Consider the following 22,995-nt stretch of genomic DNA (forward strand, 5'->3'; position numbering starts at 1 on the left):
AGAGCGACGTAAGACTTGTCGGTCTACAGAGACGGGAATAAGTGGCGGTGGCGGCTTGACAGCTGCCGCCGCCACCTCACTTCAATCGAGATCGCGGTCGCGATAATAGCAATCCCACTTTAAAGTTGTCCGTAGGGGGTCTCAAACTATGCGCATGAACTATCTGAGCCTGTGTGCTGCTCTGGCCCTGGTGGCCGCTTGCTCCTCCACCCCGGAGAAGAAGGCCGAAGTCGCCACCGGCGGTACCGCCACCACCACCACCACGCCGCCGGCCGCCAAGCCGACTGGCCCGGTCCCGGGTTCCAAGGAAGACTTCGTGGTCAACGTTGGTGACCGCGTGTTCTTCGGCTACGACAAGTTCGACCTGACCCCGGAAGCCACCGCGACCTTGGATAAGCAGGCCGCTTGGCTGAAGAAGTACGGCCAGGTCACGATCACGATCGAAGGCCACGCTGACGAGCGCGGCACCCGCGAGTACAACCTCGCCCTGGGTGAGCGTCGCGCCAACGCCGTGAAGAACTACCTGACCGCCACCGGCGTCGACTTGGCCCGCGTGCAGGTGATCAGCTACGGCAAGGAGCGTCCCGCCGTCCTCGGTTCCAACGAGGCCGCCTGGGCGCAGAACCGTCGCGGCGTGACGGTCATCAACTAAGCTGCCCCCCCCCACTCGGGTGGCCAGTTAAGAGGCGCCGTTCGACCCGTGAGGTCGGACGGCGCTTTTTTATTTAGCGAATATTACTTTCGGTTAGAGTAATACTGCTTTTGAGGTAGCGTGGACCTTGGATGCCTCTTCCGGGCGGACGGGCCCCGCGCTAAGGTCGCGCTTGGCGGGCCGCCTGGCCCTTGCCAAGCTTGTCTTCCGTTCCCCGCTGATCTTCCCCGGAACCGATCCATGACGCCGTCGCTGTCGTCCCCGACCCTTTCCCCTTCCCACAACCGTGGCGGCCGCCGCTGGTGGCAGGGCGCTTCCCGTTGGATGGCGCTGTGCAGCATGGCCGCCCTGGTCGCCGTCCCGCTGCTCGCGCCGGTGCCGGCCGGGGCGCAAAGCCGGGACATGCAGGATCTGCTGAACCGCCTGTCCCGCCTGGAGACGGACGTGCAGACCCTGTCACGGGACGTCTACCGCAATGGCGTCAAGCCCTCGGGCCCCATGACCGGCACCCCCGGTGGCGGCGGCTCATCCGCGGCGGCGGAGATCGAGGTGCTGAAGCTGCAGATGGAAACCCAGACGCAGCAGCAGACCGGCAAGTATGAGGAGCTGGCCTACCAGGTCAGCCAGATGAAGGAGCGGCTGGACAAGCTGTCGGCCGACATCGACCTGCGCCTGCAGAAGCTGGAGGACAAGGCCGGTATCGGCCTGGGCGCGTCCACCGGTGGCGGCGATGCCGGGACCCCGCCGTCACCCGATCTCAAGGGCGGTGGCAAGCCGCCGCTGCCCGGCACCGACACTGGCCCGGTGCCGCCCCCGGGCGGCAACAAGGGCGGCGCCCCGGCCACGGCGCCCGCCGATTCCGGCGGTACTCTGCCGGCCGGCCCGGCGCAGGACCAGTACGACTACGCCTTCAACCTGCTGCGCCAGGGCGACGCCCCCAACGCGGAAAAGGCCTTCACCCAATTCCTGAAGCAGAACCCCGACAGCCCGCTGGCCTCCAACGCCCAATACTGGCTGGGGGAGACCTTCTATATGCGGGGCAACTACAAGTCCGCCGCCGTGGCCTTCGGTGACGGCTACAAGAAATACCCGAAGAGCAACAAGGGCGCCGACTACCTGCTGAAGCTGGCGCTGTCCCTGGACGGCCTGGGCGACAAGGCCAGCGCCTGTGTGGTGCTGAAGCAGCTGGACGCCGACAAGGACGCCGCCCCCACGCTGAAGCGCCGGGGCGAGGACCAGAAGAACCGCCTGGGCTGCAAGTAAGAGGGAAAGGGGGGCGCCATGGGCGACGGCCGGGCGCCCCCCGCATCATTCATGGAGCCAGGCGAGTCGCGGGGTGTGGCGATCGATGACGCCCAATTCGCGCGCCTTTTGGCCCCGTTGGGCCCGTTTGAGACCGCCCCCACCCTGGCCGTCGGCGTTTCAGGCGGCCGCGACAGTTTGGCGCTGACCCTGTTGGCCGACCGTTGGGCGCGCGCCCAGGGCGGCCGGGTCGAGGCTTTGACCGTGGACCACGCCCTGCGGCCGGAGTCGGCGGCGGAGGCGGCACAGGTCGGCCGCTGGCTGGCGGCGCGGGGCATTTCCCACACCATCCTCACCTGGACGGGCGCCAAGCCCGCCACCGGCTTGCAGGCGGCGGCACGGCAGGCCCGCTATGATCTGCTGGCCGCCGCTTGCCGGGCACGCGGCATCCTGCACCTGTGCCTGGCCCACCACCGGGAAGACCAGGCCGAGACCGTGGCCCTGCGCCAAGCCGGGGGCAGCGGGGTGGAGGGTTTGGCCGGCATGGCCGCCGCCCGCGCCCTGGCCGATGTGCGCCTGCTGCGCCCCCTGCTGACCGTCAGCCGCGCCGATCTTGGTGCAACCTGCCAGGCCTTCGACCAGCCCTGGATCGACGACCCATCCAACCTCATGGAGCGCTATGCCCGGGGCAGGTTGCGGCGCCAGGGCGTGCCGCTGGGCGACCTGCTGGCCCAGGCGGCGCAGGCGGGCCAAGCGCGGGTAGCGATGGAGTCCGGCTTGGCCGATGCCGTGGCCCGCCATGTGCTGCTGGCGCCCGAAGGCTATGCGGTCTTGGACGCGGATGCCCTTTGGACGCTGCCCAGGCCCGTGGCCCTGCGCCTGCTGGCCGGCTTGGCGGCGGCCGTGGGCGGGCAGCCCTACCTGCCATCGACGCAAGGGGCGGAGCGTCTGCTGGCAGCCTTGCCCGGCTTGTGGATGGCCGAGGCCGGCGCCTTGGCGCTGACCCTGGCCGGCACCCAGGCGCGGCGACTGGGCGGTAGCGGGGACAGGCGACGCTTGTTGTTATTGCGCCAGGCGGGACGCATGGCGCCGCCGGTCCCGCTGACGGGTGCGGCCTGCCGCTGGGATGGGCGTTTCCAGACGGTCGGGGATTGCGGGGAGGGGGGGCTGACGCTGGGCGCCCTGGGCCCGGTCGAGGCGCGGCGGCTGGCGGCCCTGGGCCTGCCGGCGCTTATGCGGATTCCCAAGCCGGTTTGGCCCACCCTGCCGGCCCTGCGCCGGGACGGCCTGCTGGTGGCGGTGCCACATTTGGCCTGGGCCATGGAGCCGCTTTCGGCGGGCGAGGAGACGCCGGCGGGGGAGCGAACCTTGCCCCGGCTGGCGTTCCGCCCGCTGTCGCCCCTGGCACCTCCCCCGTTTTTGCCGCCTATGGAGGCCGGCCTAGACGTGATGGCAGTTGTCTCTGACGCCCGCGTCATTATCTAATGGAAACGGTCCCGGTGGATATCCGCGTGAAATGCGCGAAATCCGCTGGGTGGGCTGCGACCCCCGCCATTGAAACCGGCCATGCGGGCCGGGTGGCAGGGCGCGGTTGGTCGAGGAAAGGCTGAGAGACGTGAACAACTTCGGTAAAAATTTGGCGCTGTGGGCTTTTATCGGCGTCTTGCTGTTCGTTCTGTTCAACCTTTTCCAGACTTCCACCAATCGGACGACGCAAGCCAGCATCCCCTTCAGCGAGCTGCTGGAAGAAGTTGATCGCGGCACCGTTGCCGACGTGACGATCAAAGGCCCGCAGGTCACCGGCCATTATCGCGACAACCGCACCTTCTCGACCTATGTGCCGCCGGAAAGCAATCTGGTGACCCGCCTGGCCGACAAGAACGTGAAGATCACCGCGGTGCCGGATGACAGCGGCAACCCGACCCTGTTCAGCATCATCATTTCCTGGCTGCCCATGCTGGTCCTGATCGGCGTGTGGATCTTCTTCATGCGCCAGATGCAGTCCGGCGGCGGCAAGGCCATGGGCTTCGGCAAGAGCCGGGCCCGCCTGCTGACCGAGAAAGTGGGGCGCGTCACCTTCGACGACGTGGCCGGCATCGACGAGGCCAAGCAGGAACTGGAAGAGATCGTGGAGTTCCTGAAGGATCCACAGAAGTTCCAGCGCCTGGGCGGGAAGATCCCGAAAGGCGTGCTGCTGGTGGGCCCGCCGGGTACCGGTAAGACCCTGACGGCCCGCGCCGTCGCGGGTGAGGCCAACGTGCCGTTCTTCACCATCTCCGGTTCCGACTTCGTGGAAATGTTCGTCGGCGTGGGCGCGTCCCGTGTGCGCGACATGTTCGAGCAGGGCAAGAAGAACGCCCCCTGCATCATCTTCATCGACGAGATCGACGCCGTCGGCCGCCACCGTGGCGCCGGCCTGGGCGGCGGCAACGACGAGCGTGAGCAGACCCTGAACCAGCTGCTGGTGGAGATGGACGGGTTCGAGGCGAACGAGGGTGTCATCCTCATCGCCGCCACCAACCGTCCCGACGTGCTGGACCCGGCCCTGCTGCGCCCCGGCCGCTTCGACCGCCAGGTGGTGGTGCCCAACCCCGACGTGCAGGGCCGTGAGAAGATCCTGAAGGTCCACATGCGCAAGGTGCCGCTGGCCCCCGACGTGGACGCCCGCACCATCGCCCGCGGCACCCCCGGCTTCTCCGGCGCCGACCTGTCCAACCTGGTGAATGAGGCGGCCCTGCTGGCCGCGCGCGCCGGCCGCCGCGTGGTGGGCATGGGCGAGTTCGAGGCCGCCAAGGACAAGGTCATGATGGGCGCCGAACGCCGGTCCATGGTCATGACCGACCGGGAAAAGAAGCTGACCGCCTATCACGAGGCCGGTCACGCCCTGGTCGGCCTGTTCATGCCGGAGAGCGACCCCCTGCATAAGGTCACCATCGTGCCGCGTGGCCGCGCCCTGGGCGTGACCATGAGCCTGCCGGAGCGTGACAAGTACGCCTATTCCAAGATCGAGCTGGAATCCAAGCTGGCCATGATGTTTGGCGGCCGCGTGGCGGAAGAGCTGATCTTCGGGGCGGAGCAGGTGACCACCGGCGCCGGCAACGACATCCAGCAGGCCACCAACATGGCCCGCCGCATGGTGACGGAGTTCGGCATGAGCGCGCGGCTGGGCCGGGTGCGCTATAACGCCAACGAGCAGGAAGTGTTCCTGGGCCATTCCGTGACCCAGCAGCAGAACATCTCCGAAGCCACCTCTCAGCTGATCGATGAGGAAATCCGCCGCATCATCGAGGAGGCCGAGGGCCATGCCCGCCGCATCCTGACGGAGCACATGGACGACCTGCACAACGTCTCCAACGCCCTGCTGGAATACGAGACGCTGTCGGGCGACGAGGTCCGCGCCCTGCTGCGGGGCGAGAGCATCGTGCGTCCGGAATCGACGGAGCCGCCCAAGGTACCGCCGCGCGGCGTCGGCCGCCGCACCTCGGTGCCCACCACCAGCGGCGCCACCAGTGCCGAACCCGGCCCCTTCACGCCGGAGCCGCAGCCTGGGACCTTATCCAGCTGCACCCTCTTCCCAGAACCCCCGGTCGCCCTGGCGCCCGGGGGTTTTGTTTTTTTGGTGGCGGTCCGCCGTGGGGCAGGGCTGTCGCCAGGGCGGATGACGCCGGCGCGGGCAGGGGACTAGGATCGCGGCATCGCGTGAGAGGACATTCATGCCATCTGACCTGCCTTCCATCCCGTTGGATCCGTGGGCTTCCGGGGCACCCGTTGCCGCCGAAGACGTGTACCTGACCCCTGTGGGGCTGTTGTCAGGTTTGCATGCCCCCGATGGGCATCCGCTGGCGGGTACGGCCTTGTCCTTCACCCAGATGGAGGTGGCGGTGCGCCGCCCTGATGCGGTCGCCCGCAAGGTGATGGAGTCGCGCGACTTGGCCGATTGGGCCGCCGCTGCCGGTGTGGGCGAGGCTGTCGGCCGGCGGTTGGCCGTCCTGTCTGCACCCCGTCCGGCCTTCGCGGGCCTGGGCCTTTCCCGCCCCCTGGTCATGGGCATCGTCAACGTCACGCCCGACAGCTTTTCCGACGGAGGGGACTACGCCGCCGCCGATGCCGCCATCGCCCATGGCCGGGCGCTGATGGCGGCGGGCGCCGACATCCTGGACATCGGCGGCGAGAGCACGCGGCCGGGCGCCGCCCCGGTGTCGCCGGCAGAGGAGACCGCGCGGGTGGTGCCCGTCATCCGCGCGCTGGCGGCGGCGGGGGCGGTCATCTCCGTCGACACCCGCCACGCCCCGGTCATGGCGGCGGCGCTGGATGCCGGCGCCCGCATCATCAATGACATCAGCGCGCTGGAGGGCGATCCCGACAGCCTGGCCCTGGTGGCGGCGCGCGGCTGCCCGGTCGTGCTCATGCACATGCAGGGCGATCCCCGCACCATGCAGCTGGAGCCGCGCTACGCCGACGCCGCCCTGGACGTCATGGACTATCTGCTGGCGCGGGTGGAGGCGTGCGTGGCCGCCGGCATCCCCCGTGCACGCATCGCCGTCGATCCCGGCATCGGCTTCGGCAAGACGGTGGCGCATAATCTGGACATTCTGCGCCACACGGCGCTCTATCATGGCACCGGCTGCGCCCTGCTGGTGGGCCTGTCGCGCAAGCGATTCCTGGCGGCCCTGTCGCGGGGGGAGGCGCCGAAGGACCGGGTGGCCGGATCGCTGGCCGCCGGCCTTGCCTGCCTGGACCGGGGCGCGCATATCCTGCGGGTGCACGATGTAGCGGAGACGGTGCAGGCGCGGGCCCTGTGGCAGGCGCTGAACGGCTTCGATATTTAGACTTCTGATAGCGGCGTGAAAGACGATGGCGCGTAAACTCTTTGGTACCGACGGCATTCGGGGCACGGCCAATACCGAACCCATGACAGCGGAGACGGCCCTGAAGGTGGCCATGGCGGCCGCCCTGCAGTTCCGCCGCGGCAACCACCGCCACCTGGTGGTCATCGGCAAGGACACCCGCCTGTCGGGCTATATGCTGGAACCGGCGCTGGTGGCCGGCTTCGTCTCCATGGGCATGGACGTGACCCTGGTGGGCCCCATGCCCACGCCCGCGGTGGCCATGCTGACGCGGTCGTTGCGTGCCGACATGGGCGTCATGATCTCCGCCTCGCACAATCCTTATTACGACAACGGCATCAAGCTGTTCGGGCCGGATGGCTACAAGCTGTCCGACGAGGTCGAGGCCGCCATCGAGGCGCGCATGGTGGAGGGCTTCGCCGGTGATCTGGCCGGCGCCAAGGATTTGGGCCGCGCCCAGCGCCTGGACGACGCCATCGGCCGCTATATCGAACAGGCGAAGGCCACCTTCCCGCGCGGCCTTCGCCTGGATGGGCTGAAGATCGTGGTCGATTGCGCCAACGGCGCCGCCTACAAGGTGGCGCCGAAGGTGTTGTGGGAACTGGGGGCCGAGGTCATCCCGGTGGCGGTGTCGCCCGACGGCTTCAACATCAACAAGGAGTGCGGCGCCACCGCGCCCAAGGCCATGCGCGACGCTGTGGTGGCCCACGGCGCCCACCTGGGCATCGCCCTGGACGGCGACGCCGATCGCCTGATCCTGGCGGATGAGACCGGCACCCAGATCGATGGCGACCAGGTCATGGCGCTGATCGGCTGCGCCTGCGCCGATGCCGGCACCCTGCGCGGCGGCGGCGTCGTGGCCACCGTCATGTCCAACCTGGGCCTGGAATTGCACCTGAAGGGCCGGGGCCTGAGCCTGGCTCGCACGCCGGTGGGCGACCGCTACGTCGTGGAGCATATGCGCGAGCATGGCTACAACGTTGGCGGTGAGCAGTCCGGCCACATCGTCCTGTCCGACCACGGCACCACGGGCGACGGTTTGGTGGCGGCCCTGCAGGTGCTGGCCGTCATCCAGCAGTCGGGCAAGCCGGCGTCTGAGGTGCTGCGGGTCTTCCAGGCCCTGCCGCAGGTGCTGAAGAACGTGCGGTTCGAGCCGGCGGGCGGCACCACGCCCCTGGCCGCCAGCAGCGTTCAGGACGCCATCCGCGTCGGCGAGGCCCGGCTTGGCGGCACCGGCCGCGTCCTGATCCGCAAGTCGGGTACCGAGCCGTTGATCCGCGTCATGGCGGAAGGCGACGACCAGGGCCTGGTGACGGCGGTGGTGGACGACATCGTCGCCGCCATCAGGGACGCCGCCCCGGCGCCCGCCTCCAAGGTCGCGGAATAAGCCCGTGCGCGGCCGTGTCCTGATCGTCGCCGGGTCCGACAGCGGCGGCGGCGCCGGCATCCAGGCGGACATCAAGGCGGTGACGGCGCTGGGTGGCTACGCCATGACGGCGGTGACGGCCCTGACGGCGCAGGACACCCATGGCGTCCAGGCGGTGATGCCCGTTCCGCCGGAGTTCATCGCCCTGCAGATGCGGCTTTGCCTGGCCGATATCGGCGCCGACGCGGTCAAGACCGGCATGCTGGCCTCCGCCGAGGTCATCGAGACGGTGGCCGAGGTACTGAGCGAGGTGGGCGTGCCCGCCCTGGTGGTCGATCCGGTCATGGCGGCCAAAGGCGGCCAGCGCCTGCTGGAGGATCGCGCCGTGTCGGTGGCGATCACGCGGCTGCTGCCCATCACCACGCTGCTGACACCCAACACGGTGGAGGCGGCGGCCCTGACCGGCCTGCCCCTGGAAAGTTTCGAGGGTGACAGCCTGGACGGCATGCGCCGCGCCGCCGACCGCCTGCTGGACTTCGGCACCCACGCCGTGCTGGTCAAGGGCGGCCACCGCGCCGGCCCGGTGGTGACCGACCTGCTGGTCACCCGGGGTGGGGAACACAGCTACAGCGCCCCCCGATTCGACAGTGTGCACACCCACGGGACCGGCTGCACCTTGGCGTCGGCCATCGCCTGCGGTTTGGCCCAGGGGCTGGCTGCCCCCCAGGCGGTGGAACGGGCGCATGCCTACGTGCAGGCGGCCATCCGCACCGCGCCCGGCTTCGGTGGCGGCCATGGCCCGCTGAACCACACGCACACGGTCAGGCCGTTTCCCTAAACAAAACTCTCCCCCATGGCGGCGGGCTCCGAGAGCAGGTTGGCCAGGATGCGCAGGCCGTGTTCCAGCACCTCCACCCGCTCCACCCCGCCGATGCAGACGCGCACGGCGTGGGGCGTGTCGCCGCGGGCCACGGCGAAGGCGTCGGCCGGCGTGACGCGCACGCCCCGGCTTAGCAGCGCGCGGGCGAAATCCTCGCGCCGCCACGGCTCGGGCAGGGGCAGCCACAGGTGCGGGCAGGCGGGGTCGGAGGCGGCGCCAGGCAACAGGCGGCGGGCCTGGGCCTGACGGTCCGCCACCAGGGCGCGACGCTGAATGGCGCTTTCCATGGCCGCGCCGGACAGGATGAACTCCGCCGACAGCTCCGCCCCCAGCGGGTTGACGCCCAGCAGGGTGGCGCGCAGCAGGGTACGCATCCGGTCCATCAGGGGCGGCGGGCACAGCAGGAAGCCGGTGCGCAACCCGGGCATCAGGTTCTTGGACAGGCTGGTCAGGAACAGCACCCGCTCCGGATCCAGCGCCGCCAGGGGCGGTGGGCCGGGATCGTCGGCCAGGAAGCCGTAGACGTCGTCCTCCACCACCCGGATGCCGGCCTGCCGGCACACGGCCATCACCGCCTGGCGGCGGTCGGGCCCTTGCGTCACCGTGGTGGGATTGTGCAGGCGCGGCATGCAGTAGAGCGCGTGGGCACCATGGGCGCGGGCCGCCTGCTCCAGCGCGTCGGGCAGCAGGCCCCCGTCATCCATGGCCACCGGTACCAGCCGCAGATCCAGCAGCCCGGCCAGGGGCTTCACCGCCGGATAGGACAGTTGCTCCACCAGCAGGCTGTCGCCCGGGCGGGTGATGGCGGCCAGGGCCAGGTGCATGGCGTTCTGCCCCCCGGCCGTGGGCAGCACCAGCGCCGGGTCCACCGTCAGGCCCGTGGTCTGGGCGATCCACGCCGCCCCGGCCTGGCGGTGGCGGGCGCTGCCGTTCACGGGGGGATAGTGCATGAGGCCCGACAGGTCGTTACGCGACGCCAGGCCCAGCAGCGCCTGGCGCAGCCGTTCTTCGTTGGGGTGCTGCGCCAGGGCGTTGACCGACAGGTCGATGATGCCGGTGTTGTCCACCGGCGCCTCCGCCGGCCGGGGATCGCGCACGAAGGTGCCGCGCCCGACCTCCCCCCCGATCAGGCCGCTGCGCTCGGCTTCCGCGTAGGCGCGGGTGACCGTGCCCACGGTGACGCCCAGGCGCCAGGCCAGATCCCGATGGGTGGGCAGCTTGGCTCCGATGGGCAGGGCGCCGCTGCCGATGTCGTCCTGCAGGGCGGCGGCGATGGCGCGATAGCGCGGGCCCGGGCGGTGGGTGATGTCGGGCAGCCAATGTGGCTGCTTCTCGGTCATTGTCATGGCGACAATATCGGCATTGATGAAGATATGTCTCTGTTTTATTCCGGAATTGTCTCCATTGTCATCTGCCTTCATGCGGCGTCACTGCCATTGCCACCCTACCGGAGGAGATTTTCCCCATGCGCCTGCCCATCTATCAGATCGACGCCTTCACCAGCGCGGCGTTCGGTGGCAACCCCGCCGCCGTGGTGCCGCTGGACACCTGGCTGCCGGACGCGACGCTGCAGGCCATCGCCATGGAGAACAACCTGTCGGAGACGGCCTTCTTCGTGCCGCCGGGGCCGCAGGATGACGGCGCCTGGGGCCTGCGCTGGTTCACCCCGGCGGTGGAGGTCGACTTATGCGGCCACGCCACGCTGGCCACTGCCCACCTGATGATGAACATCCTGCATCCGGGTACGGAGCGCGTGGTGTTCCGCACCCAGAAGGCCGGCTTGCTGACCGTGGTGCGGGAGGAGGGAAGGCTGACCCTGGACTTCCCCGCCCGCCCGCCTCAGACACCGGACAGGGTGCATGATGGCCTGATCGCGGCCCTGGGTGGGCCGGCCCCCGTCGCCATCCTGGCCGCGCGGGATTACCTGGTGGTCTACGACGATGCCGCCGCCGTGCGCGCCTTGACCCCTGACATGGCCGGGCTGCTGGGCATCGACCGTTTCGCCGTCATCGTCACCGCGCCCGGGGACGAGCCGGGCGTGGATTTCGTCTCCCGCTTCTTCGCGCCGGCCAAGGGCGTGCCGGAAGACCCGGTGACGGGGTCGGCCCATTGCACCCTCATTCCCTATTGGGCGCAGCGCCTGAACGCCGACCGCCTGTCCGCCCGTCAGGTGTCGCGGCGGGGTGGGGCGCTCACCTGCCGGCTGGATGGCGATCGTGTACGCATCGGCGGCGACGCTGTCCTGTTCCTGGAGGGGTATATCCATATCTGACCCGGCGCCCGCTGGTTCCGAGCGGCAGCCCACTGCTTCTCACTGGAAAAGGGGAGCGGTCTATGCCGTTCAGCCGATTGATCCGGCCCCCATCTTTTGGGGAGGATGCCCGAATGCTTCGGAGTCGGAAGGGGTATGGCGTCGGTTGGTCTGCCCCCAACTGATGGTTTGACCCTTCCGCTCCGGGTGACCCCGACCACAGGGTGCGAAATCCCTCCGTTTTCGCTGGCATGCCGGTTACGGAAGGGGTGGTTGCGGACATAGCCGTTTACCCGGCCCTGTGGATGCGGGATGATGCGCGACGCATTCATAAAACCGGGCGTTCAAGCTGTATTAACACTACGGCCGCGCCCAGCTATTCGTTGGAGCCAGGGTCCCGGTGGAAAGGCAACAGCAACTGGTCGGAACGGTGAAAACCGCGTTCGAGCTGCACAGCCTGCACAATGACCAGTGGCTTCTGGTCAAGGAAGGGCCTGACCTGCGGCAGATTGAGCCCGCGGCCGCCCTGCTGATCGACCGCAAGGAGGTCGACGGCGTGCGCATCGTGCGCCGCCGCGATTACCTGGACCACGACTTCAAGAGCCACATCACCGTGCGCAAGCGCTTGCGCCCCGGTGTGGCGGAAACCGACCCGCTGCAGATCGCCAACCCCGGTCGCGACGCCTCCTGGTGCGACAAGCCGGAGGATTTCACCGGCGATGTCCAGCGGCAGGTCATCCGCGGCCTGTTCGCCCGCTACCTCGATGATGTCCGCGTGACCCCGCTGGAGGTGCTGTACTACGAGGTGGCGGCCCGCGCGCTGGACAACGCCGGCACGCTGGTCCAGGGCGCCCTGCAGCGCCTGGCCAGCCAGCAGGTGCGCGGCAGCCAGCAGAGTGCTGTGTCGCGCATGAAGGAACTGATGGCCATGGTGGACGACGGTCTCAGCCGTCTGTTGGCCAAGGCCAAGGGCAACCCCGTGCCGGCGCTGGCGCCAGGCGGCCTGAAGGCGTTATCGGACAAGCTGGCCGCCGGCGGGGCAGACCCCATCCCTGGCCTTTATCGCGCCACCGCCGCCTATCTCGCCGGTTGCAAGACCTGGATGGAAAAGCTGGACCGGCTGTTCCGCCTGTTCAGCCCAGAGCTGACGGTGCGCGAGATGCGCATCATCGACAGCATCGCCGCTGAGATCATGGGTTCCTCCCTGGCCTTGCGCGAGCTGGTGGGGAAGGAGGCCGACCGCATCGAGCTGGTGTTGAACGCCATCAACCTCTACGTCGGCAAGCTGGGCAAGGTGGAGATGGACGCCGCCGGCAGCCACCTGCCGGGCGTCATCACCCTGTCGGAACTGCTGGCGCAGGGGGTGCTGCCGCGCACGCTGGCGGAGCTGCGCCTGGGCCTGCTGCGCCACCTGCACGCCCGCCTGCCATTCCATGGCGAGCGTAACATTCAGGACGAGTTGCGCGCCCTGGTGCGCATCCAGGACCACCTGAAGGTCACGGCGCCCACCCTGGTGAATGACGAGGAAATCCAGGAGGCCATCGCGCTGCGCGCCGACAAGCTGATTCAGCCGGAAGGCATGTCGGACGTCATGGCCCTGGCCCGCGGCACCTATTCCAAGATCAACCTGATCCTGAGCCTGGTGAACATGGCGCCGGGCCGCCAGGCCAAGGCCAAGCTGGCGCCCTACCTGCGTTCCCTCATCGTGCCGGACGACATCGTCTGGGACATGGGCTGCCAGAATCGGCGTATGGACATCATCCAGCCGCTGAGCGAGCTGTCCGACCGCATCCAGAACGCCGGCCTGCCTGAAACCTCCAAGCGGGAGATGCTGGACATCCTGGACAGCGCCCTGTTCGAGACGGTGCGGACGGAGATTGTCGGCAACCAGGCCATGGGCTTCGCCGACCGCATGCTGGCCCTGATCAACACCTGTGGCGGCCTGCCGGAGGGCAGGGCCCGCACCTTCGCCAGCGAGACGCTGACCACGGCCCTGCGCCGTCCGGAGTTCATCCTGAACTATCTGGAGCGATTCGAGAGCGCCACGGAGCGGCGGGACAACTACTTCAAGCTGTGTGAGAATCTGGCCGCCAGCCGCCTGGTTCCCCCGGCCCTTATCCCCCACGCGGCGGCCTGATCCCACCACCCTGCCTACATCCGAAAGGATATTTCGCGATGCGTTCCGGCATGGCAGCAATGTGTCGCGGCCATGCCGTCATGATTGACGTTCTTGCGCGGCGACCATAATGTCCGCGGCGGGACACGCCTCCCCAACGAGGCGCAACTATTCTGCAAGGAATAGCATCATGACCGTACCGCCGAAGCCCGAGAGCCGGCCGTCGAATCCGAATTTCTCCTCTGGTCCTTGCGCCAAGCGTCCGGGTTGGACGCTAGAAGCCTTGAAGGGCGCCCTGGTGGGCCGCTCGCACCGGTCCAAGCCCGGCAAGGCCAAGCTGCAAGACGTCATCGACCGCAGCCGCGCCCTGCTGAACATTCCGGCCGATTACCGCATCGGTATCGTCCCGGCCTCCGACACCGGCGCCGTGGAAATGGCCCTGTGGTCCCTGTTGGGCGCCCGTGGCGTCGACATGGTCGCCTGGGAAAGCTTCGGCAAGGATTGGGTGACCGACGTTGTGAAGCAGCTGAAGCTGGCCGACGCCCGCACCTTCACCGCCGGCTATGGCAAGCTGCCCGACCTGACGCAGGTCGACTTCAAGAACGACGTGGTCTTCACCTGGAACGGCACCACCTCTGGCGTGCGTGTGCCCGACGGTGAGTGGATCGCCGCCGACCGCGAAGGCCTGACCATCTGCGACGCGACCTCCGCCGCGTTCGCCATGGACCTGCCCTGGGACAAGCTGGATGTCGTCACCTGGTCCTGGCAGAAGGTGCTGGGCGGTGAAGCGGCACACGGCATGCTGGTGCTGAGCCCCCGCGCCGTCGCCCGCCTGGAAAGCTACAAGCCGGCCTGGCCGCTGCCCAAAATCTTCCGCATGACCAAGGACGGCAAGATCGTCGAAGGCATCTTCAAGGGCGAGACCATCAACACTCCCTCGATGCTGGCGGTGGAAGACGCTCTGGACGGCCTGCGCTGGGCCGAGTCCGTGGGCGGCTTGAAGGGCCTGATCGAACGGTCCGAAAGCAACTTGGCCGCCGTGGCCGATTGGGTTGCCGCCGGCACCACCGCGGCCTTCCTGGCCGAGGTGCCCGCCACCCGTTCCTGCACCTCCATCTGCCTGAAGTTCGCCGATCCGAAGCTGGCCGGCCAGACGCCGGAAGTCCAGGCTGAGGTGGCGAAGAAGGTGGCATCCCTGCTGGAAAAGGAAGGCGTGGCGCTGGACGCCGGCGCTTACCGAGACGCCCCGCCGGGCCTGCGCATCTGGGGCGGCGCCACGGTGGAGCGGTCGGACATCCAGGCGCTGCTGCCCTGGATCGACTGGGCCTACGCCACGGTCGCGGCCGAACTGGTCGCCTGAGCCGCGCCTTTAGCGTCTTAACGCCTATTCCCGAGACATAACGGCTTGGCGCCGCCATGCACCTGGACTCCATCCAGCGGCGGCGCCGGCCCATCCTCTAGAAGGATCAGAGAGCCATGCCCAAGGTTCTTATTTCGGACAGCCTGAGCCCCCGCGCCGTCGAGATTTTCAAGGAGCGTGGCGTCGAGGTCGACGTCATCACCGGCCTGAAGCCCGATGAGCTGAAGGCCATCATCGGCAAGTACGATGGCCTGGCCATCCGCTCATCCACCAAGGTCACCAAGGAAGTGCTGGCCGTCGCCACCAACCTGAAGGTGGTCGGCCGCGCCGGCATCGGCGTCGACAACGTGGACGTGCCCGCCGCCACGGCCAGCGGCGTGGTGGTCATGAACACCCCGTTCGGCAATTCCATCACCACCGCCGAGCACGCCATCGCCATGATGTTCGCGCTGGCCCGTGAAATCCCGGCCGCCAACACCTCCACCCATGCCGGCAAGTGGGAAAAGAACCGCTTCATGGGTGTGGAGCTGTACGGCAAGACCCTGGGCGTCATCGGCTGCGGCAACATCGGCTCCATCGTCGCCGACCGCGCCGTGGGCCTGAAGATGCGCGTCGTCGCCTTCGACCCCTTCCTGTCGGCCGAGCGCGCCCAGGACCTGGGCGTGGAGAAGGTGGAGCTGGACGAGCTGCTGCGCCGCGCCGACTTCATCACCCTGCACACGCCGCTGACCGACGCCACCCGCAACGTCCTGGACGCCAAGGCCCTGGCCAAGACCAAGCCGGGCGTGCGCATCATCAACTGCGCCCGCGGCGGCCTGATCGTCGAGGCCGACCTGAAGGCGGCGCTGGACAGCGGCCATGTCGCCGGCGCCGCCCTGGACGTGTTCGCGGAAGAGCCGGCCAAGGAAAGCATCCTGTTCGGCAATGAGAAGATCATCTGCACCCCGCACCTGGGCGCCTCCACCACCGAGGCGCAGGAGAACGTGGCCCTGCAGGTGGCCGAGCAGATGTCCGACTTCCTGGTCACCGGCGCCGTGGTCAACGCGCTGAACATGCCCTCAGTCTCGGCCGAGGACGCGCCCAAGCTGAAGCCCTACATGAAGCTGGCCGAGCAGCTGGGCGGCTTCGCCGGCCAGATCACCGAGACCGGCCTGAAGTCTGTGACGGTGGAGTACGAGGGCCAGGTCGCCGACCTGAACACCCGTCCCCTGACCGCCATCGTCCTCATGGGCCTGCTGTCGCCCCTGCTGGCGTCGGTCAACATGGTCAACGCCCCCGTCATCGCCCGCGAGCGGGACATCAAGGTGGCGGAGACCAAGCGGGATGACGCCGCCGACTATCAGACCCTGATCCGCGTGGTGGTGCAGACCGAGCGGGCGACCCGCACCGTGGCCGGCACCCTGTTCGGCGGCGAGAAGCCCCGCATCGTGCAGATCGAGGAAGTGCCGATCGAGGCGGAACTGAGCGAGCACATGCTGTTCATCCGCAACGAGGACAAGCCCGGCTTCATCGGCAAGCTGGGCACCACCCTGGGCGACGCCGGCGTCAACATCGCCACCTTCCACCTCGGCCGCACCGAGGCCGGCGCCAATGCCATCGCCCTGGTGTCGGTGGACCAGGAGGTAGGGGACGGGCTGCTGGAACGCATCCAGGGACTGCCCAGCGTGGTCCGCGCCAAGGCCCTGCGCTTCCAGGCCTGAGGCGGGATCCCGCGTCGTGATCAGAAAGGCCGCCCCGGGGAGACCTGGGGCGGCCTTTTCTTATGCCCACGGCCTCGCGTCAAGATTGTTTCGAAGCCGAACCAAATAAATCCGGCTATATGCGCAAGGGTTGATTTTGTGCGTCCCGGCCCCTGTTCTTCTGTGGTATTAGAAGGCACCGGGCTGGCCGTTCCGGCAGGGGACACCCGGCCACCATTCCCGGCCACCGATCCAGCGACACCCTAATCAACCTCAGGTGCCATCGATGAGCTCCACGCCCACCAGTCTGTCGAAGACCGAGTTGTCCTCCGCCCTCCAGGAAATCAGCCGGGAACTGGAAGGCCTGCGCGCCGAGATCGAAAAGGTGGGCACCGTTGCCCAGCAGATTGACGCCATCGCCAAGCAGACCAACCTGCTGGCCCTGAACGCCACCATCGAAGCCGCCCGCGCGGGCGAGGCTGGCAAGGGCTTCGCCGTCGTCGCCGGCGAAGTGAAGAACCTGTCGGGCCAGACCGCCGCCGCCACCGCTGAAATCTCCGCCGTTCTGCAGAGCCTGACCAAGCGCACCCAGCACCTGGGCCAGCTGGTCGAGCGGGCGATCACTTCCGCTTGATAAGGCTGCGGTGGCTCGTTCAAGAGTCGCCTTTGTATTCGCGGGCCCGCGCGGGGGAAGCACCCTCAGGCGCGGGCCTGTTTCTTTGCGCGTGCCACACGCTTTTTTGAGTGCGCCCCTTGATCGCGCAGCCTAGGGGGCAACGAACAATTTCGGATATGGCGACTCTTTCCGATTTTCCGTCGTTTCCATCCACGCGGTTTTGTGACTTATTCTTACGGGGTAGGGGCGCGGGGCGGCCGTCCTGAAAAGGTCTACCTATAGGGGTAGCGAACCGAGAACCGCCCAGCCCGCATGAGGGGGCCGTGGATCGCGCCCCGGATCAGATGGCGTAGGAGAGCACGTGCTGTTCGCGGAGGGACCACAGGCTGCCGGCCACCTCGCCCAACGGGCGATGGAGCGCATGCGCGCCGAGGCGGTGGCCCCACACCCGCACAACTTCACCGTCTGGTATGCCTACTGCAGCGGCCGCTATCCCGACCTGACCCGAGCGGTGGACATCATCGCCAGCAACGGCCTGCCCTTCACCGAGGCGCGCTGCGCCGACCTCTATCACAAGTTCTTCGCCGCCGATGACGAGATCCAGGCCATCCAGGAGATCGGCGTGAAATTGACCGAAGCCCTGGCCGGCGTCACCGGCGCCGTCGCGTCCGCCGGCAACGACGTGGGCAATTTCGGCGCGGCCCTGAAAATGTTCCAGGGCCAGGTCGACCTATCCGACACCCTCGATCAGTTGCGCGGCGTCATCCGCGCCATGACCGAACAGGCCCAGCGCGTGGCCGTGCGCAACCAGTTCCTGCAAACCCAGCTGAGCGACAGCGCGCAGCAGCTGGAAACCATGCGCCGCGACCTGGACACCGTGCGGCGCGAGGCCATGACCGACGCCCTGACGGACCTGGCCAACCGCAAGCAGTTCGACCAGGCCCTGCGCGAGGCCGCCGCCACCGCCATGGAGGATGGCCGGCCCCTGTGCCTGCTGATGATCGACATCGATTTCTTCAAGAAATTCAACGACAACCACGGCCATGTCGTGGGCGATCAGGTGCTGAAGCTGGTGGGGCGCACGCTGAAGGACTCCGTGCGTGGCCGCGATACCGCCGCCCGCTTCGGCGGCGAGGAATTCGCCATCATCATGCCGGAATGCACCCTGGACGAGGCGTTGGCCTTCGCGGAGAAGACGCGGGCCACCATCGCCAACCGCCGCATCGTCAAGCGCACCTCGGGCGCTGCCATCGGCAACATCACCTTGTCGGTGGGCGTGGCGCTGTATGAACCCGGGGAATCGCTGGGCCGTTTCGTCCAGCGCGCGGACGAGGCGCTTTATATGGCCAAGCACGAAGGCCGCAACCAAGTGCGGGCTCACGTGGACACCGAAGCGGCTTTTGTTTGAGTCCCTCAAACGGCGGGCGCGGGCATCCGCCCGCTTGCCTTATCCTCGATTTCCAGTCCGCTGACGCTTCCCGGAAATCTGCGGCGGCCGCAGTCGCGGCCTAGTTTTTACAAGCCAGTGGGGAAGGTGAAGATGCCTTCAGCGCCTCACCACTTGCGCTCGGTCTTCATGCCGCCGGCGTTGATGGCGTCCAGGAAGGGGCTGCCGGTGGACTTGCGGTCGCGGGTGGCGCGCAGCGTGCCCTGGGCGCGGGTGGCGGCCACAACCTTGATGGCGGCCTCGGTGGCGTCGGTGTGGATCTGATGCCGGACGTCCGATTCCAGCGACTCGAACGCCTCCCGGGCGAATACCAGCGCATTCTCCGACCGGGTTTCCAGAACCTGGCGCAGGGCGTTGGCCGCCATGAGGCATTCCAGCCGCTCCGGCCCCGACAGGTCGTCCAGGACGTCGGCCAGGATGCCGATCGCTTGCAGCGTCTTGGTGTCGTTCAAGCGCAGGTTCATCGGTTCACTCCCCGCTTCGCCGGCCGCCGCCCGGAGGGGCGCGGAACCATGCGAACGGCTTCATCACGTTGATCATCATCTTTCCACCATATGAACCTCTTGTGCAACGGGTAGCTGGCCGGCCTTTAGGGGAGGGCACCCTGGCGGAAAGGGGAAGGACGGGGAAAAGGCCATCGCGGGGGCAGACGAAAGCGGGCCTTGTGCTATATATGTTCCCATCATGACCGATCTGTTTTCCCGTCTGGACCCGCCCGCCCCGCCCAAGAAGGACGAGCCTGAGAAGGTTGTGCCCTTCACCGCCGCGCCTCGCCCCGCGCCGGCCCCGCCGCCGCCCATGCCTGCCCATGGGCCGGCCGGCTGGTCGCCCGCCTATCTCGACGCGCTGAACCCGGCGCAGCGCGAGGCGGTGGAGTCGCTGGACGGCCCCGTCCTGGTGCTGGCTGGCGCCGGCACGGGGAAGACCCGGGCCCTGACCACACGCCTGGCCCACCTGCTGATGACCCGGCGCGTCAGCCCCTGGAACATCCTTGCCGTCACCTTCACCAACAAGGCGGCGCGCGAGATGCGGGAGCGCGTGGGCGCGCTGATGGGCACGGACACCGAGGGCTGGTGGATGGGCACCTTCCACGCCCTGGCCGCCCGTATCCTGCGCCGCCATGCCGAGCTGGTGGGCCTGACCTCCAGCTTCACCATCCTGGATACCGACGACCAGCTGCGCCTGCTGAAGCAGCTGATGGAGGCGGAAGGGGTGGACAGCAAGAAGTGGCCGGCCCGTTTGTTGCTGTCGGTCATCGAGCGCTGGAAGGACCGGGCCCTGCCGCCCGACCGCCTGCGCCCCGAAGACGCGGGCGAGGCCGCCGGCGGCAAGGTGCTGACCCTGTACCGCCAATACCAGGACCGCCTGCGCACGCTGAACGCCTGCGACTTCGGCGACCTCTTGATGCACAACATCACCCTGTTCCAGGCGCATGCGGACGTGCTGGCGGATTACCATCGCCGCTTCCGCTACATCCTGGTGGATGAGTACCAGGACACCAACGTGGCGCAGTATCTGTGGCTGCGCCTGCTGGCCCAGGGACACCACAACATCTGCTGCGTCGGCGATGACGACCAGTCCATCTACGGCTGGCGCGGGGCGGAGGTGGGCAACATTCTGCGGTTCGAGCAGGACTTCCCCGGCGCCAAGGTCATCCGCCTGGAACAGAACTACCGCTCCACCGGCCATATCCTGGGCGCCGCCGCCGGTGTCATCGCCCACAACCAGGGCCGCCTGGGCAAAACCCTGTGGACCGAGGCCGAGGGCGGGGAGAAGGTGCGCCTGCGCGGCCTGTGGGACGCCGACAGCGAGGCCCGCTGGGTGGGTGACGAGGTGGAGGCGCTGCAGCGCAAGGGCACCAGCCTGGACCAGATGGCCGTGCTGGTGCGCGCCGGCTTCCAGACCCGCGAGTTCGAAGAGCGCTTCATCACCCTGGGCCTGCCCTACCGCGTGGTGGGCGGCCAGCGCTTCTATGAACGCCTGGAAATCCGCGACGCCATGGCCTATCTGCGCGTCGTGGCCCAGCCGGCGGACGATTTGGCGTTCGAGCGCATCATCAACACGCCCAAGCGCGGCATCGGCCCCGCCACCATCCAGCAGCTGTACCAGACCAGCCGGGCGCTGGGCGTGCCGCTGCTGGAGGCCACCTGGCGCCTGACGGAGACGGATGAGCTGAAGCCCAAGGTGCGCGGCACCCTGCGCGGCTTGGTGGAGGATTTCGCCCGCTGGCGGGCGCAGATGGACACGGCGCGCCACACCGACCTGGCCCAGTCCATCCTGGATGAGAGCGGCTACACCCGCATGTGGCAGGAGGACAAGACGCCGGAGGCGCCGGGCCGCCTGGAAAACCTGAAGGAACTCGTCAACGCCATGGGCGAGTTCGAGAACCTGCTGGGCTTCCTGGAGCATGTCAGCCTGGTGATGGAGAACGCGGAGACGGTCGATTCCGCCCAGGTCTCGCTCATGACCCTGCACGGCGCCAAGGGCCTGGAGTTCGACGTGGTCTTCCTGCCCGGCTGGGAGGAGGGGGTGTTCCCCAGCCAGCGCACTCTGGATGAGAACGGCATCGCGGGATTGGAGGAGGAACGGCGCCTGGCCTATGTCGGCATCACCCGGGGCCGCAAGCGCGTCTACATCAGCCACGCCGCCAACCGCCGCATCCATGGCACCTGGTCCACCAGCCTGCCGTCACGCTTCATCGGGGAACTGCCCGATGAGCACATCGCGGTGGAAAACGATCCCGGCCTGACCTCAGGCCATTGGGGGCAAGGGATGGCTGGCGGTGACGGCGGCTATGGCCGGGGCGGGTCGTCCTGGGGTGCCCGCAGCGACAATTTCAGCGATAGCTTCAACCGCATGGGGCGCCAGGCGCCCGCCGGCAACCGCACCAGCCGCCTGATCGAGGGCACGGCCCTGGATGTTACCCCGCGCGCCCGCCCCGATGCCCCTTTCCGCCCCGGCGCCCGCGTTTTCCACCAGAAGTTCGGCTATGGCGTGGTGAAGGCGGTGGAGAACGACAAGCTGGAAATCTACTTCGAACACTCCGGCACGAAGAAGGTCATGGACAGCTTCGTCGTGCCGGCGGACCAGGCGGGGAAATAGGGGCAGGGGCGCAAACCCTCATGCCCGCTCATACGTGCCGGTCAGGGTGCCCCAGGCCAGCACGGTCTGGGGCGTTAGGGCGGCCAGCAGGTCGGCCAGGCTGGGCAGGTCCGGCAGGGCCAGCGGGTGTTCCAGGGCCAGCAGCTGGAAGACGTAGCGATGGGGGCCGTGGCCGCGCACCGGACGCGGCCCGGCATAGCCGACGCGGCCGAACAGGCCCCGGCCCAGGATGACGCCGTTGCCCACCTGGGGGCACAGCTCCCCCTCCTCGAAACCCTTGCGCTTGGGGGCGATGGCCGTGGCCAGCAGGTGGGTCACCGGCCGGGGCAAGGGCGCGTCCGGATCCTGCATCACCAGGGCCAAGGCCGCCGTGCCGGCGGGCACGCCCGTCCAGCTGAGCGTTGGGGACAGGTTCTCGCCCACGCCGCTGCCGGCATGGTGGCGGGGAATGGCCGCGCCCTCGGCGAAGGCAGGGCTGCTGAGGCGCAGGCTGGCCGGCGCATCCTTCACCAGGGGATGGTTGACGACCAGACGGGCGTCCCCCGCACGCAGGCCCCGCAGCAGGCGGCCCAGCCAGTGGCGTTTGGGCGCGGCGGGGCGCGTGCCGTGGCCGCGGTCCAGGATCAAGGGGGGCAGGCCGCTGTCCAGGGTGGTCCTCATGCGGTTCCTCCCGCGTCAGGTGGTGAGGGGCGCCCAGGTGAGGAGGTGACGGCGGCGGCGGCCCGTGTTATGCGAGGATGGACTCGCATAACGGATAGTTGAGGATGTCCTCGCAAAAGTCAACAGCCGCCCCGGATACCGCCCCCGAGGCTGCCCCCAACGCGGCCGGGCGGGCGCCCAAACGGGCGCGCGGGCGGCAGCGCGTGGCCGCCTTGTTGGATGCTGCCACCGTGGTGTTCGCGGAAAAAGGCTATGACGCGGCCACGATGACGGAGATCGCGGCACGGTCTAGCACGGCCATTGGCTCCCTCTATCGCTTCTTCCCGTCCAAGGAGGCTCTGGCCGAGGGGCTGCTGCATCGCTATGGCGAGCGGGCGGGAGCGGGACTGGACGCCATCGCCGCCCATGCCTCCGCCATGACGGTGGCCCAGATGGCGGATGCGCTGCTGGATTTGATGATGGCGCTGAAAAGCGAGCGCACGGCCCTGAAGGTGCTGATGGACGCCCGGGTGGACGGCGCCAACCGGCGGCAGTACCTGCGCGGTGTCATCCGTGGCCGTATGGCCGGCATGCTGTCCGCCCATGCGCCTGGGCTGTCGGCGGAACGGGCCGACCTCCTCTCGGTCATGGTGCTGCACCTGATGAAGACCATTCCCGAATTGGCGGAGGAGGCGGAGGCCGCGGCCCTGTTCCAGGAGATGCGGCTGGTGCTCTCCGCCTATCTCGCGGCGGCGGTAGACGGAGGCTGACACGCCGCCGGGGCCAGCGACCGAACGT

Annotated in this window: 18 protein-coding genes; 15 read left to right on the forward strand and 3 right to left on the reverse strand. The window is 68.4% G+C overall.

From position 1 onward, the window contains the following. The first annotated feature begins 148 nt into the window (after positions 1-148). The 7 genes from pal to thiD all read left to right on the forward strand — a co-directional run bounded on the left by pal (position 149) and on the right by thiD (position 8,945). Positions 149-652, forward strand: coding sequence for a peptidoglycan-associated lipoprotein Pal (gene pal / locus FBZ88_RS12955; RefSeq protein ID WP_145611637.1), 504 nt, complete (start codon positions 149-151; stop codon positions 650-652). A gap of 240 nt (positions 653-892) precedes the next feature. Further along, the gene (gene ybgF, locus FBZ88_RS12960; RefSeq protein WP_145617361.1) at positions 893-1,915 is read left to right on the forward strand and encodes a tol-pal system protein YbgF; all 1,023 of its coding nucleotides are present in this window, start codon (positions 893-895) and stop codon (positions 1,913-1,915) included. 75 nt (positions 1,916-1,990) lie between these two features. After that, a complete protein-coding gene (gene tilS, locus FBZ88_RS31330; protein ID WP_186464369.1) occupies positions 1,991-3,379 on the forward strand; it encodes a tRNA lysidine(34) synthetase TilS in 1,389 nt (462 codons plus the stop codon). A 130-nt stretch (positions 3,380-3,509) separates the two neighbouring features. Continuing rightward, complete coding sequence (ftsH, locus tag FBZ88_RS12970; RefSeq protein WP_281290131.1) at positions 3,510-5,579, forward strand: ATP-dependent zinc metalloprotease FtsH; 2,070 nt, start codon at positions 3,510-3,512, stop codon at positions 5,577-5,579. Between the two features lie 169 nt (positions 5,580-5,748). Beyond that, positions 5,749-6,723, forward strand: coding sequence for a dihydropteroate synthase (gene folP / locus FBZ88_RS12975; RefSeq protein ID WP_342780169.1), 975 nt, complete (start codon positions 5,749-5,751; stop codon positions 6,721-6,723). 25 nt (positions 6,724-6,748) lie between these two features. Further along, on the forward strand, positions 6,749-8,128 hold the full coding sequence (gene glmM / locus FBZ88_RS12980; RefSeq protein ID WP_145617364.1) for a phosphoglucosamine mutase: 1,380 nt from the start codon (positions 6,749-6,751) through the stop codon (positions 8,126-8,128). A gap of 4 nt (positions 8,129-8,132) precedes the next feature. Continuing rightward, entirely contained in the window at positions 8,133-8,945 is an 813-nt protein-coding gene (gene thiD, locus FBZ88_RS12985) for a bifunctional hydroxymethylpyrimidine kinase/phosphomethylpyrimidine kinase (RefSeq protein WP_145617365.1), read from the forward strand. On the opposite strand, the gene FBZ88_RS12990 is transcribed toward thiD, so the two are convergent. After that, positions 8,942-10,333 (reverse strand): aminotransferase-like domain-containing protein, encoded by a 1,392-nt coding sequence (locus FBZ88_RS12990; protein WP_186464370.1) that lies wholly within the window; start codon positions 10,331-10,333, stop codon positions 8,942-8,944. The genes thiD and FBZ88_RS12990 overlap by 4 nt on opposite strands. Before the next feature lie 119 nt (positions 10,334-10,452). Between FBZ88_RS12990 and FBZ88_RS12995 the strand changes: the two genes are divergently transcribed. The 6 genes from FBZ88_RS12995 (at position 10,453) to FBZ88_RS13020 (ending at position 18,417) form a co-directional block, all read left to right on the forward strand. Next, positions 10,453-11,259: a PhzF family phenazine biosynthesis protein gene (locus tag FBZ88_RS12995; RefSeq protein ID WP_145617368.1), complete on the forward strand. Its 807-nt coding sequence runs from the start codon at positions 10,453-10,455 to the stop codon at positions 11,257-11,259. A 379-nt stretch (positions 11,260-11,638) separates the two neighbouring features. Continuing rightward, positions 11,639-13,375, forward strand: coding sequence for a hypothetical protein (locus FBZ88_RS13000; protein WP_145617369.1), 1,737 nt, complete (start codon positions 11,639-11,641; stop codon positions 13,373-13,375). A 169-nt stretch (positions 13,376-13,544) separates the two neighbouring features. Continuing rightward, a complete protein-coding gene (locus FBZ88_RS13005) occupies positions 13,545-14,714 on the forward strand; it encodes a phosphoserine transaminase (protein ID WP_145617370.1) in 1,170 nt (389 codons plus the stop codon). Between the two features lie 116 nt (positions 14,715-14,830). Then, positions 14,831-16,414: a phosphoglycerate dehydrogenase gene (gene serA / locus FBZ88_RS13010; protein ID WP_145611655.1), complete on the forward strand. Its 1,584-nt coding sequence runs from the start codon at positions 14,831-14,833 to the stop codon at positions 16,412-16,414. Between the two features lie 265 nt (positions 16,415-16,679). Then, complete coding sequence (locus FBZ88_RS31335) at positions 16,680-17,027, forward strand: methyl-accepting chemotaxis protein (RefSeq protein ID WP_004273812.1); 348 nt, start codon at positions 16,680-16,682, stop codon at positions 17,025-17,027. A gap of 343 nt (positions 17,028-17,370) precedes the next feature. Continuing rightward, complete coding sequence (locus FBZ88_RS13020) at positions 17,371-18,417, forward strand: GGDEF domain-containing protein (protein WP_145617371.1); 1,047 nt, start codon at positions 17,371-17,373, stop codon at positions 18,415-18,417. A gap of 146 nt (positions 18,418-18,563) precedes the next feature. Here the strand turns inward: FBZ88_RS13020 and FBZ88_RS13025 are convergent, their stop codons facing one another. After that, entirely contained in the window at positions 18,564-18,920 is a 357-nt protein-coding gene (locus tag FBZ88_RS13025) for a hypothetical protein (RefSeq protein WP_050898563.1), read from the reverse strand. A 220-nt stretch (positions 18,921-19,140) separates the two neighbouring features. Between FBZ88_RS13025 and FBZ88_RS13030 the strand changes: the two genes are divergently transcribed. After that, entirely contained in the window at positions 19,141-21,558 is a 2,418-nt protein-coding gene (locus tag FBZ88_RS13030; RefSeq protein WP_211102635.1) for an ATP-dependent helicase, read from the forward strand. Between the two features lie 18 nt (positions 21,559-21,576). Here FBZ88_RS13030 and FBZ88_RS13035 read toward each other — a convergent pair whose 3' ends face one another. Then, positions 21,577-22,218, reverse strand: a complete 642-nt coding sequence (locus FBZ88_RS13035) for a YbhB/YbcL family Raf kinase inhibitor-like protein (RefSeq protein ID WP_145617373.1) — start codon at positions 22,216-22,218, stop codon at positions 21,577-21,579. Positions 22,219-22,322: 104 nt separating this feature from the next. On the opposite strand from FBZ88_RS13035, the gene FBZ88_RS13040 reads away from it, so the two are divergent. Continuing rightward, on the forward strand, positions 22,323-22,967 hold the full coding sequence (locus tag FBZ88_RS13040; RefSeq protein ID WP_145617375.1) for a TetR/AcrR family transcriptional regulator: 645 nt from the start codon (positions 22,323-22,325) through the stop codon (positions 22,965-22,967). The last annotated feature ends 28 nt before the right edge of the window (positions 22,968-22,995 follow it).

The organism is Nitrospirillum bahiense (assembly GCF_007828025.1).
GTDB lineage: Bacteria > Pseudomonadota > Alphaproteobacteria > Azospirillales > Azospirillaceae > Nitrospirillum > Nitrospirillum amazonense.

What these genes read in the sequence shown, in the direction of transcription:
- pal (WP_145611637.1), top strand. Translation starts at nt 149, where the DNA reads ATGCGCATGAACTATCTGAGCCTGTGTGCTGCTCTGGCCCTGGTGGCC.
- ybgF (WP_145617361.1), top strand. Translation starts at nt 893, where the DNA reads ATGACGCCGTCGCTGTCGTCCCCGACCCTTTCCCCTTCCCACAACCGT.
- glmM (WP_145617364.1), top strand. Translation starts at nt 6,749, where the DNA reads ATGGCGCGTAAACTCTTTGGTACCGACGGCATTCGGGGCACGGCCAAT.
- FBZ88_RS12990 (WP_186464370.1), bottom strand. Translation starts at nt 10,333, where the DNA reads ATGACAATGACCGAGAAGCAGCCACATTGGCTGCCCGACATCACCCAC.
- FBZ88_RS12995 (WP_145617368.1), top strand. Translation starts at nt 10,453, where the DNA reads ATGCGCCTGCCCATCTATCAGATCGACGCCTTCACCAGCGCGGCGTTC.
- FBZ88_RS13005 (WP_145617370.1), top strand. Translation starts at nt 13,545, where the DNA reads ATGACCGTACCGCCGAAGCCCGAGAGCCGGCCGTCGAATCCGAATTTC.
- serA (WP_145611655.1), top strand. Translation starts at nt 14,831, where the DNA reads ATGCCCAAGGTTCTTATTTCGGACAGCCTGAGCCCCCGCGCCGTCGAG.
- FBZ88_RS31335 (WP_004273812.1), top strand. Translation starts at nt 16,680, where the DNA reads ATGAGCTCCACGCCCACCAGTCTGTCGAAGACCGAGTTGTCCTCCGCC.
- FBZ88_RS13025 (WP_050898563.1), bottom strand. Translation starts at nt 18,920, where the DNA reads ATGAACCTGCGCTTGAACGACACCAAGACGCTGCAAGCGATCGGCATC.
- FBZ88_RS13030 (WP_211102635.1), top strand. Translation starts at nt 19,141, where the DNA reads ATGACCGATCTGTTTTCCCGTCTGGACCCGCCCGCCCCGCCCAAGAAG.
- FBZ88_RS13035 (WP_145617373.1), bottom strand. Translation starts at nt 22,218, where the DNA reads ATGAGGACCACCCTGGACAGCGGCCTGCCCCCCTTGATCCTGGACCGC.
- FBZ88_RS13040 (WP_145617375.1), top strand. Translation starts at nt 22,323, where the DNA reads ATGTCCTCGCAAAAGTCAACAGCCGCCCCGGATACCGCCCCCGAGGCT.